Annotated in this window: 10 protein-coding genes; 1 reads left to right on the plus strand and 9 read right to left on the minus strand. The window is 60.0% G+C overall.

The genetic code is table 11. The features are described from left to right. Positions 1-98: 98 nt before the first annotated feature. Positions 99-548 carry a hypothetical protein gene (locus tag ACNAZA_RS20910; protein WP_415798423.1) on the minus strand — a complete coding sequence of 150 codons (450 nt, stop codon included), beginning with the start codon at positions 546-548 and terminating at the stop codon, positions 99-101. Between the two features lie 397 nt (positions 549-945). Between ACNAZA_RS20910 and ACNAZA_RS20915 the strand changes: the two genes are divergently transcribed. Further along, positions 946-1,812 (plus strand): hypothetical protein, encoded by an 867-nt coding sequence (locus tag ACNAZA_RS20915; protein WP_415798424.1) that lies wholly within the window; start codon positions 946-948, stop codon positions 1,810-1,812. Here ACNAZA_RS20915 and ACNAZA_RS20920 read toward each other — a convergent pair. From ACNAZA_RS20920 to ACNAZA_RS20955, 8 genes are all read right to left on the minus strand, one after another. After that, entirely contained in the window at positions 1,807-4,059 is a 2,253-nt protein-coding gene (locus ACNAZA_RS20920) for a phage tail protein (RefSeq protein ID WP_415798425.1), read from the minus strand. The genes ACNAZA_RS20915 and ACNAZA_RS20920 overlap by 6 nt on opposite strands. Position 4,060: 1 nt before the next feature. Then, positions 4,061-4,915, minus strand: coding sequence for a hypothetical protein (locus ACNAZA_RS20925; RefSeq protein WP_415798426.1), 855 nt, complete (start codon positions 4,913-4,915; stop codon positions 4,061-4,063). After that, positions 4,915-5,292 carry a hypothetical protein gene (locus tag ACNAZA_RS20930; RefSeq protein ID WP_415798427.1) on the minus strand — a complete coding sequence of 126 codons (378 nt, stop codon included), beginning with the start codon at positions 5,290-5,292 and terminating at the stop codon, positions 4,915-4,917. Before ACNAZA_RS20930 ends, ACNAZA_RS20925 begins: the two co-directional genes overlap by 1 nt. Continuing rightward, entirely contained in the window at positions 5,292-5,768 is a 477-nt protein-coding gene (locus ACNAZA_RS20935) for a DUF1833 family protein (protein WP_415798428.1), read from the minus strand. Before ACNAZA_RS20935 ends, ACNAZA_RS20930 begins: the two co-directional genes overlap by 1 nt. Beyond that, the gene (locus ACNAZA_RS20940; protein ID WP_415798429.1) at positions 5,765-6,139 is read right to left on the minus strand and encodes a hypothetical protein; all 375 of its coding nucleotides are present in this window, start codon (positions 6,137-6,139) and stop codon (positions 5,765-5,767) included. The genes ACNAZA_RS20935 and ACNAZA_RS20940 overlap by 4 nt, the downstream gene beginning before the upstream one ends. Continuing rightward, complete coding sequence (locus ACNAZA_RS20945) at positions 6,139-9,423, minus strand: phage tail length tape measure family protein (protein WP_415798430.1); 3,285 nt, start codon at positions 9,421-9,423, stop codon at positions 6,139-6,141. The genes ACNAZA_RS20940 and ACNAZA_RS20945 overlap by 1 nt, the downstream gene beginning before the upstream one ends. A gap of 160 nt (positions 9,424-9,583) precedes the next feature. Next, entirely contained in the window at positions 9,584-10,045 is a 462-nt protein-coding gene (locus tag ACNAZA_RS20950) for a hypothetical protein (RefSeq protein ID WP_415798431.1), read from the minus strand. A gap of 5 nt (positions 10,046-10,050) precedes the next feature. After that, positions 10,051-10,472: hypothetical protein (locus ACNAZA_RS20955; protein ID WP_415798432.1), on the minus strand; the 422-nt coding region annotated here is incomplete at its 5' end.

The raw sequence follows: 10,472 nt of genomic DNA on the forward strand, positions 1-10,472 counted from the left end.
CAAAAAGCACAGTGAGTTGGCACTTTAGCCTGCTCCACTGTGCTGGTGAACCCGATGGCGCTTGCATGGCGACTCAAATGCAGTGCCAAGCCTGCTTGTCAGAGCTTGAAGCCGAACTCCAGCGCCACAAAAGCGGAGCACTGGTTGCACATCTTGGGCGCAGCCCTGAGCGTCACGCTGTAGCGCTCGCCTTGCCAGCGAAGCAGGGCACCTGCAGCGAACATGACGGGCTTGGTGTAGTTGGTGCGCAGTCCGGCATAGACGCCGGTGTGCAGATTGCCCATGGCAATGGGCGTGTACTCGCCTATGGCATAGGTGCTCCACCGATCAATGCTGTTGCGGTAAAAGCCGGCTTGCACCGACACATCGCTGGAGAATTCGCGTCTGATGCCAAGGCCCAGATTCTCTTGATTCCATTGCTTGCCGTGTTGCCGTTCACTGAAATGATGGCTGACGGTATGCAGATTGATGTGCCAGCTTTCCTCGGCATGCAAAGCGCCACCGGAAACAGTCAGGATTAACGCCGCCAATGCTTTGAACGAGTTCATTTCTCTTCCCCACTTTGCTTGCAACACGCATGCAGACCTGTCGAAGGGCATCCTTGGCTCGTGTCCATGACCCGAAGAACAAGGGGCTTGGCGCTTCAGATGAATTCCTGCTTGCTGTAGAAATTCATGTAAGCCCTGTATCGCAATGTCTTTGGCTATGAGGTAACGAGGTGTAGGAATAGCTCTTTTCAATGAGTAGCCAAATATTGTTTGGATTTATAAAAAATGTTGTATTTTGTAAGTAGGAGGTATGAATAATGAAGCGCGGCGCGATAAATCCAACCGCGTAGATGAGATAAATGCGAGAAGATTCAATTTCGCCACAGGAAAGAGAATTACAGAATCACAGTCAGTAGTTCCAGCTTAGGATGGGCAAAACAACTCCTGCACTGATGAAATGGGACCGATAGATATCTCGCACGGTTTGGATGATGACGCGGTGATCAGCCGCTACATGAGCTTCGCGGCATTTGCCTCAACTTTGCTATCTAAGAAGCTGTTCTTCAACACAGTTAGTCAATTCGAGGACAAAAGCGAGGGTGCAGCAACCTTAATTGATGCTCTAGTCAACTCCAACACCCCTGCGCTTCTTGACTATGCAGTTAACTCTATGTGGCCAGGGACCATTGGGACGTCCCCTAGGCAAACTGTTGAATCGTTGGAGGCGAAGGCGCGCAAAGCGGACCTGGAAAAGCCCTTGACGTTTGAGACTCCGTTTGGGGACTACACAGACAAAGCCCCAGCGCTTGGCTACGAGGGAGTTCTCCACAAGCTTCGTGACTGGATAGATGTTGCTTGCTGGCATGAGAGTGTCGATGAAAGCCTAGCCATGTGGAGGATCTACGGCCGCACGAACGAAGCTGTTTGCATCACCTCTACGGTGGGGCGACTGAAACGCGCTCTGCGCTTGGCTGACGATATGAAGTGTCACATTGCAAAAGTGCACTACATCAATCATGAGATTGACCCCTTTCAGACAGGTTCGTCCTTTGCCTCAGTTCTGCACAAGATGCATGCCTATGAGTTTGAGAAAGAAGTTCGTGCCATCGTTTGGAAGCCCTCCAGTGCGTTCACCGAACGCAGAGAGTCATTCGGCAGTCTGATTGACATAGACCTGCCAACCTTGATTACGGGTGTCCGCCTATCTCCAGACTCGAAGCCGTGGCTCCTCCACCTAGTCAGGTCTATGCTGGACAGAGAGGAACTACCTGTTCCTCTCTCCGGTTCTGTCCTTGATAGAAACCCTTGGAAAAAGCACTCATAGATTGATATCCAAGGCGTCTCCCTCGACGCCTACCGGCGCCCCAGCCGTCACCGGCAGCAGAGAAACCGCCAGGCGCGTGCCGGCTGGATAAGGTGGCAGGAGCAGCTCGCGGCCGAGGACTGTGATGTGGCCAGCGACGGGGATTTGCTGGCTGGGCCCTCCGTTCACCGAGACCCTGACATCGGCACCATGGGCCGCTTCCAGCTCCCATGCCAGGCGCGTCCCACCATCGGGCAGCGGTGCGGCCGACAGATTGAAGGCCCTGGCCACGCGGCGCTCGCCGCTGGGCACCTCGGGAACCACACCCAGGCCCCACTCAAGCGGGTAGTACTGCTCATATTCATCACGAACAGTCATGCGCACGCGCCTGGAGCTGCTGGGCTCCATGCTGATGATGCGCACGCGCTTGCCGGGCGTCTGCTGTGGGCCGCCCAGGAACGTCCAGTCTTCGGGTACCGTGTCCTCCCACTCTGCGGACGCCTGCGGGTTCGGTGTGCCTGCATCCAGCCAGCCTGGCGCGGCCGAGGCGGGCCAGTTGCCCACCAGGGCCAGCCGACGCATACGGCCTACAGGCTTGGCGCAGCGCACGCTGAAAGGGTCGCCTCCTGGCGGTGTGACCATCAGATAGAAGTCATTGCCGTCTTGAAGCTCCACCTCAGCCGACAAATCCACCCAAGCCACGCGGGTGCCTGTTAGGCCCAGGCCGACCAGGCGGCCGCTGAATGCCCAACGGGTCAGGTCGTGGCCGAGCTGGATGATGTCGCCCGTGGCCACGGTCAATCCCATGATGGAACTCTCCCAGGTGATCGTGCGGCGGTGGTAGTGCTTCGAGGCGGCCAACAGGTTGACCAGGCGCTGGGCCTGGGCCTTGGGCATGCTGTACGTAGCCTGGCTGACCTGCTGATTGACGGGCAGCGTGACGCCTGGAACCTTGGCATAGACCGTGTCTGCCTCATAGTCGTTATCGGCCTGGCTGTATGAGAGCCCGAACTCGTCGACCGTGTCGTCCGTGATGTAGGCGATCTTGAACGTGCCCGCGATGATGTTGCTCGCACCGAAGGCTGCCACCCAGGGCTGGCCATCTCTTTCCCACCAAACCGACAGCTTGCCGGGCGCCCAAGTTTTCCGGGCCCGGCCCGCTGCAGCGATGTCATCGAGCACGGTGCCCGCACTGCGCGCGCCGCTCAGCAGCATGCGGCAGGTCAGCTGAGCTGCAGCGCAGTACTGCCCCCAGGCAACCAACGTGCCGTAGTCGATGCGGGCATTGGGCAGACCGGCGCCAAAGAGGCGCTCGCCATTGCTGGCTGATGGCTCATCTAACCAGCCAGCCTGGCCCAGGTGGGCCGGCGCGGCATAGGAATTGAGGAAGCCGCCGCGCGAGAAGTAGAGGAACAGCCAGGCAGGATTCGTGCTGTATGTCCACTGCCAGGCGCCGGCACCTACTGCCGGCATGGAGCCGTCCCAGGGAGCCGACGAATTCCAGACCCAGCATTTATGGCGCAGCAGCGCCGAATAGCGGTCGATCCGGCCGTTGAGCTGGCCGGTCGCCTTGACCATCATCCCCCGACGCAACTGCGCAGGGTACAGCGCATCGGTATCGCGGAAGATCTTGAGGCGCGTCCACTCGATCTCGGCCACATTGCTGGCGTCCGTGTATTCGGGGGTGATTCGGCGCACGCGGAACTTGGCCACAGCCTGGGGGAGCATGGCCGAAAACGTCTCACGCAGCGGCCGGGTGCTGCCATTGCTGAGAGTCATGGGAGAAAACGGCATCGGTTGCCAGGCGTTCGATCCTGGCAGTTGATACTCAGCCGCCACCTGGCAGGTCAGATTCTCGAAGCCGCCGCTTGCTTGCCGCAGCAGACGGCCCGAAATATCCATCTGTATGAATCTGCCGGCGACAGAGCCTCTGCGTTCTATCCAGCCGTCATTCTCGACATTTGCCCGCTGTTCCAGGGCGCCGCCATCGACGGTCTGCACGTTGCCAGGGTATATATCCGTCGGCCAGCCAGCGCTTGCGTAACCACGCAGCACTGTGCGGTCGGCCTGACCAGGCGGAGTTGCACTGCTGTGCAGCTCGATGGCGTTGTACTGGCTGACAGCGTTGGCACCGATGCGTTCGTCGCTGATGGCCAGGTCGCCAAACCCATAATTGAAGACACTCGTGACGCGCTCCGTGTTGTAGATGATGGTGTAGCCATAGCGCACCAGGACTGGCAGTGGCGTGCCCAAAAGATTCCAAGCCATATCAGTCTCCTCCACCACTTTCTGGTGGGGTGATCTGCACCAGATAGTCCTCATAGGTCGTCACCGAGTCGAACAGCCCTTGGTGACTAATTACAAAGGTATGCGGCTGGGTGACCGTTCCGCCGCTGCTGCTGGTATAGGTGCGGCTGGCCTGGTCTCCGTAGTACTCAATCGTTCCGCTTTCCCAGACATCTGTGCGAATGAGCACCCATGGGGCAATGACTGCTGTGCCCTCGAAGCCGAATGGCGGATGGGTACGGGTTTCATAGACCGGGGTGTTGTTGATCACCTCGGTGGCCGTGCTAGGGTCCGGGACGAATTCGCCAAACGGACGGCCAGCGTAGTCTGGGAATACACGATGTTCGCCCAGTACCAGTTGCAGTGGCTCATAGTTGCGGGCCGAGTTGGAGCCGCCCTCAATGCTGTACGCCGTGGGCGCATCATCGCCCTGGGCAGAGGCAGCGCTCCGGGCGGACAAGCTGCCGGCCAAGGCGGAAATGGCGAAGGCGATCACGGCATTGGCAGCAAACGCGGCCACAGTTCCCAGAGCGAAGGCAGCAGTCCAGCCAATCTCGCCATACATAACCAGCTTGGCTGCGACTGTGCTGCCCTCGACGATACCCTTGGCTACCTGGTGGATGACGATCAGGTCAGATACGGTCACGGGCGTCGCGGCCCAATCCTCGGCCGCCACGGGCAGGCCATTGAACATGACGGCTAGGGGTGTTTCAGCCAGGCCCAGACGCTGGATGATGCCCTGCAGAGTTTCGGTACCGGCCAGGGCAATGGGCAGTACCTTCCGGTCACTGGCTGGGCGCAACGGGTTTGGACACCAGATGACTGAGAGTGTGGGCATCAGAGCCATTGGTAAAAGCCCTCCACACGGTAGCACCGAGGCAAGCGTGCCAGGGGCTGGCGCATGCTCGACCCGAACAGTGCATCGCTGTGCAGCACATAGGGCACGCCCTGAATTAAGCAATACAGCCCGATGTGGGCCTGGCGGCCGCGTGCCAACATCAGCACGCCACATCCATCGACGGGCCCCTCGATCCGCTTGGCGAAATCAGCCTGGTTGGCCGTGATCAAGGCCGAGCGGTGGGCCAGGTCGTCTGCCTGGCGCCTTGGGAAGTGGATGTCTATGCGGCCGAACTGCTCATGCAAAGCACGTTCAACGAGTTGCGCGCAGTCCAGGACATCGTGTGGGATGTCTATATAAGAGTCAGACCAGTGCATCAGAAAAGCCCCGGAGCGGTTTCCGGCCGGTAGGTGTACGCCACGGCCGCTTTGTTGAGAATGTCGTCATAGCCGAGCTGTCCGATCACGGCCTTGGTGGTGACTTCGACGTTTCGTAGATCCAGCGTCAGCTCGTCTTCGATGAAATCGGGGGCGCTGCGCATGATCTGCAGGGCCGTGATGACAGCACCACGGCCGCCGTGGGTGCGCTCGAAGAAGACGCCCACACCGCCAGATACGTTGCCGATGCTCAGCGCCGCTGCCGGCGTGCGCCCTTCCTGGTCGTCTGGCCAGGTGAACTCGAAAGTCGTGGCCACATACAAATGAGTGCGAGAAACCACGTCCTGGTTGTCATTGACGAAACGCATGGGCTCGGGCAGCAATGCATGGGCCAGCTCCAACAGCACCAGAGGGCGCTCGGCCGGGGCCAGTTGCTGGGCAGCACGGCGATATCGGGAAGACTTGCGCGTGCTCATGCCCAGTACTCCAGGGTGAAAGAGACCATGAACTCATCCAGGCGGTCGGTGATCGCCTTGTATTCAACCGAGCCACCCACGATCCGGGCCCGGCGCAGCGTGGCGCCGCTGGGGTCTTCGACATCTGGCCAGGCGAAGAACCGGGCGCCAAGGGCCAGGTCGGTCTTGCGCCAGATCTCGAACTGCTGCTTGCGCGCCAGGCTGTCCAGGCGGTAGGTCAGCGGCAGCTCATAGCGGGCCAGAGACTGCACAGGAGCCTGCTCGATAAAGCCGTCCTCCATCTCTGTACGCTCTACACCACCCACGGGGCGCAGGGTGTAATCAGTCTCGAAGACGAGCTGGGCGTAATCGGGGAATCGGGTGTATGCCATCAGTTGCGCCTCCCTGCCGCGTTGATTGCGCTTGAGGCTTTCCCGCCATTGCTTGCATCTGCGATCATGATTTCGACGACTAGGCGGCCCAATTCCTGTTTGGTTATCGGCTGTCCGACTTGCTGTTTGGGAGTGCCCTGGTTGTTGAAGCGGACCTCTACAGGCTGAGTCTGGCCAGGCATGGCGCCGCCGGCGGACGATACAGAGCCCCCTGTGGCGAAGCTCACGCGCTGGCTGGCAGATATCAGACCGCCCAGAGCGAAGCGAGGCTTTGGCAGGCGCAGAGTGCGCACGGCCTCCATGAACGGCAGACCGTAGTGATTCACGGCCTTCTCTGGCTGGATGAACTCGTTATTGCTCACGGCAATGGGCCGTTTGCCGTCGACCAATGCGGCGATGCTGTCGCTGGTGCCCGTGCCAGGGCCCACGATGCGGCCGCCGCCAGTCGAAGGAGATCCGCCCTCGGCGAACCCGAAAATCTTGCCGATGCTGCCAAAAATGCCGCCGATGACAGTTCCGCCGCCGCTCACATCAGGCGTAAACATGTTGGTAAGCAGCCGCTTGATGTCGCTGCGCACGATGTCACCGGCAATCTGGCGTAGGGTCGCGCTGGCGACCTCGCTGAGACTCTTGAAGTTCGTCACGGCATTGGCCGCAGCATCCGCGACGCCATCGATGACGGTATTGCGCAGGCGGGTGCCAAGGTTGACGACCACAGGCGTGGCGCTGGACACCTCATTCTTGAGCTGGCCAATGCTGGTGCTCATGTTGTCGATGGCGACCTGTGCTTCGGGCGGCAGGCTGTCGCGCACGCGCTCCAGCTCCTGGACGATGGATTGCAGCACTGGTACCTGGGCCGCGCGGGCCTGCCTGATGCGTGCCTCGGCCTCGATCTGGCTGATCGTTCCCTGCGTGGCCTGCGTCTGCACGGCCTGCTCGATGACACCGAGCTGGCTCTGAAGGCGCTGCGCCTCTGCCAGCTTATTGTTGAACTCAGCCTGAGCAGCACCAGCCTCTATCAATAATTGGACCTGCTGGCGAGACTTTTCGGCATCCGCAGGATTCGACTGGCGGCCAGCGGCGCGTAACTCCTCCGCATATTGCAGCTCCAACTGCTTTCGGATGGCCTCACGGTCAAACTGCCCAGTCAATGCAGCTGTATCTACACGCAGTCTCACGACAAGGTTTGCCAACTTCAACTCTTCAGAGCGCCGCCATTTGTCCAACTCGCGCGTGGAATCTACCTTCGATTGCTCCAAGACCTTGAGCGATGCCTTCAGCTCCACAGCCCGAGTCTTTGTCGTGCCTTTGGCATTCAGCTCTTTTTCTAGAGCCTCACGCTGGGCCTCGTAGTCTTCATTGATGCCAGCCAGGCGCTTTTGGTAGGCCTCCTCAATGCTGACACGGCCTTCTTCCAGCTGGTTGACCAGGAAGGCATCACTGCTCTTGATTGAGGCTTGCAGGGTGCGCAGATTTGAGCGGATCTGCTGGATAGCCTCCTGCTCAGGGGTGTTGCCCTTGGGCGTGCGCGGATTTTTCTTGGCTTTCTCGTCTGCCTGCTTGACCAGTGCGTCTAATTCAGCCTGAGTGATTGACCCTTCATCGCGCCATGCTTGCCATTTCTTCTTGTTCTCGGCCAGGCGCTTCTCTTCGGTTTCAGTGGCCTTCATGGCCGCCGCATACTCTTCCTGGACAGACTTTTTGCGGCGATCCTTGCGAGCAGTAGCAGCCTTGTCGTCGGCCTCTTTTTCTTGCTTATCACGTTGAGCATAAAGAGTGCTCAGCTCGCCTATCGCGTTGTTGAGCAGTTGCGGCATTTGTTGATTACCGGCGAGGTTCGTCCCACGGCGCCGCAGATCGGCTGCCATTTGGGTAACACGGTTCTCTTGCTCTTTGATCTGCTCTTCAAGCGTCTTCTGCTTATCAATATTGAGAATCGCGCCCCAGAACTTGCGCGCAACATCGGCCGCTGCATTCAGCGCCCGCATCAGCACACCGAGGTTTTCAGGCACCACGCGGCCGAAGTGGTCAGCAGCCTGCCGGCTCAGTTCGAGCTGGGCTTCCTCGACTCGGCCTTGCTCGACCAGGTCGGCGATGTGCCGGCGCTGCGTTGCCGAGAGGAAATTGAACTGATCATCCAGTTGCTTTGCCGCCTTGGCTGGCTCCGCAAACAGCTTGGCCAGGGAGCTGGCCGCCGCATCGGTGGACTGGCCGGTGGCGGCAGCATAACCGTTGATGGCCTTGGTCAGATTGCCGATAACGTCGATACCGAGGCGGCCGGACTGCACCATGGCCACGGCCGCGGACTCGGCTGCGCTCCTGCTGATGCCGCTAACTTTGTTGGCGGCCTCGGCCAGGGCTTCAATGCGGCCTTGGGTCGCGCCTGCGGCGTTGCCAGTAGTTTGCACTGCCACATTGAAGGCATAGGCCTTTTTTTCGGCCTCAAGGAACAGCAGAGCCAAGGCGCCCACACCCAGCGCCAGTCCACCGACGGCAGCCCTCGCTGGCGTGATTGCAGAGGTGATGGCATTGAAAGCGGGCCCGACCCCTCCAAAAGAGTCTTTAATTTGCCCGCCCTGTTGGATGGCCACAAGCCAGATGGGCATGCCGCTGGCGATGCTGGTGGTGATGTCGGTGATCTGCGCAGGCAGCATGCGCATTGCAGCAGCTGTTTGCCCTGCAGAAACACCAAGGCCGGCAAAGCGCTGCTGAGCCAGGCCCATGAGACGCGTGTGCTGGTCCTGTGTGATGAGACCACGGGCCAGGGCCGTATTCAGTTCGTTCTGAGCTTGCGTAAGGCGGAAAGCCTCGGTGGCGGCAGGGTCCAGGCTGGCGATCAGGCGGTCAATGGCCAGCTTTTCACGGTCGGTAGCCTTGGCGGCTTCGTCGGAGCCTTTAGCCTGGCGCTGTTGCTGCTCCTCGTTCTTCCTGCTTTGCTGCCCCTGGGATTCGCGCTGCTTGGTCAGCTCCTGCTCAGACTTGGTTGCACGGTCAGAGGTTTCGGCCTGTTCCTTCTGGGCTGCTGACAGCGCGGCCGTGGCTGTAGCTTGTTCTTGAGTGGCGGTGGCCGCCTGCCTAGCTGTAGCGGCCTGGTCGGAGCTGAGAGTCGACGGGGCCGAGCCAGACGCGGGCGCCGGCACGGTCGACATTTCTGACGAAGCTTTTTTGCCGGCTGCGCCCAGCTCTTGGACTTCGGCAGTGAACGCGCGGACTTCTTTGCGTGCTTCGTCCAGTGCGGCCTGGACCCGCAGTCCGATTTCGAGGTTGTTTGCCATGGACCGCATGGTCTCCCGCCACGGCCATCAGCAATAAGTAAAACGCTTTAGAGTTTGCCCATGAAAAAAGGGGCTCAGATTGAGCCCCCTGCAAGTGCGACGGCCGTGTGGGCCGCCTGGTGTTGTGCGTGGCGTTCGGCCTGGTCGCCGATGGCCTGCAGATAGCCTTTTAGCTCGTCGATGCTGTAGCGCCGAAGCTGCTGTCGGTCGTGGCCTGCGGCGATGAGCTGCTGAGCAACGGCGAACCAATCGACATCAGTTTCGCCTGGATCACCTTGATCGCCTGCAGGCGCTGGGTAAAAAAACTGAGGTTTTCCTCCAGCACCACATAGACCGCTTCAAGCACCATGGCTATCGGCATCGCGCGCACGTCAGCCACCGACATGGGCTTGGGCTGGCCATCCTGCACTGGCGCCAGGCACGCCGCCAGCAACTTTTCCAGCGCCAGGCGCAAGGTCGATTCGCCTTGCAGCACCTTGAGGCTGGCCAGGTCGAACTGGCCGCCCTGCATGCCGATCAGCCAGTCGCCGAACTCGAATGCCTCGGTGAAGACCTCAAAGGGAACTTGGCTGACCTCGAAATCATGGCCGGCAATGGTTTTGCGAGTGGGTGTGTTGAAGAGTTTGCTCATTGGTTTTATCCCACGCGATCAAGTTGCCGTGTGCCATATGTACGAGACTCAGGGTCATCCAGCTCCAGAATGCGGCCATAAACAGCCAGGCGCACGGTGCCAGTGCCAGGGCCAGCGACAGTCGCATAGAGATATGGAGCCTTTAGCCACACCCCAAGAGCAACCTGCTGCTCAACAATCGCTTTGCGGTTTGCCAGTGGCGCCAGATCAAGCGCCGAAACCACTTCTCGGCCGCCGCCACGCGCTGCATCGAGCGTGCGCAACGACAGCGATACACCGGAGGTCACGCCGTCTGCCCGCTCCACCACGATGCTGTCAATGATGTAGCGGCCTTGGGCGTGCAGCACATGAAGCGGTTGCTCTGCGGTGGTGGACAGATCAACAAGCGTGGACAAGATGGGAGCTTGCGGCGCCTCGACAATGATGT

Source organism: Comamonas aquatilis (assembly GCF_965139575.1).
GTDB classification, from domain to species: domain Bacteria; phylum Pseudomonadota; class Gammaproteobacteria; order Burkholderiales; family Burkholderiaceae_C; genus Comamonas; species Comamonas aquatilis.